This is a genomic window from Pseudomonas sp. 05N434, assembly GCF_056396965.1.
This window is the reverse complement of sequence record NZ_JBFTMK010001008.1, coordinates 1-700: the sequence shown is the minus strand read 5'-3', so window position 1 is coordinate 700 and position 700 is coordinate 1. Positions and strand designations below refer to the sequence as shown.

The window sequence follows — 700 nt, the reverse complement described above, 5'->3', positions numbered from 1 at the left end:
AAGGAACAGTTCGGCCAATTCCCGATCGAGGGCACGTTGAACCTGAAACTGGGGCGTTTCACTGACGTCGACGCCGACTTCTGGGTCAATCAGATTGACGCCAACGGCATGGTCACCGCCAGCGAACGCCTGAAGCAGGAAAGCCACACCAAGAACGGCCTGCTGAACTTCCTCGACAATGGTCACCTGGGCCTGTTGATCAAAATCACCTCGCTGACCGCCCCTGCACCTCGGCCAGTCCCTGATGAAATTCCGGACTGATTGAAGCCCTTATGTCCTCCGCGACCCTGAGCAAACCCCTGGCAACATCCTGGGTCAGCCGATTCAAGGAACAGAGCCTGGAACGTGGCCGTCGCTACGCACTGGAGAACCGCGTCAGGATCGTCGAAGTCGGCGATGCCACCATCATCGCCAGTTGCGAAGGCTCTGGCGGTAACGTTTACCGTCAGACCATTCGCCTGCGCGAGTCGGCCAAAGGCACCTTGCTGATGATCGACGCCACGTGCACCTGCCCGGTTCACAGCAACTGCAAACATTGCGCAGCGGTGCTACTGCAAGTGCAGGAAACCCTCGCGTATCCGGCGGCCGCGAAAGACGCCGAACTGCTGGAAAAACTTCAGGCCGTATTGGAAAACCGTAGCCCGAAAGCGCCGCCGCAAGTGCTGGTGGACAACGTGCAACCGGTGCCGCGCCTGTGGCT

2 protein-coding genes are annotated in these 700 nt (G+C 59.6%); both read left to right on the top strand.

The features are described from left to right. On the top strand, positions 1–261 hold a 261-nt coding region (locus tag AC1DLB_RS31385; protein ID WP_477786454.1), incomplete at its 5' end, for a CsiV family protein. Positions 262–272: 11 nt separating this feature from the next. Further along, positions 273–700: SWIM zinc finger family protein (locus tag AC1DLB_RS31380; protein WP_477786453.1), on the top strand; the 428-nt coding region annotated here is incomplete at its 3' end.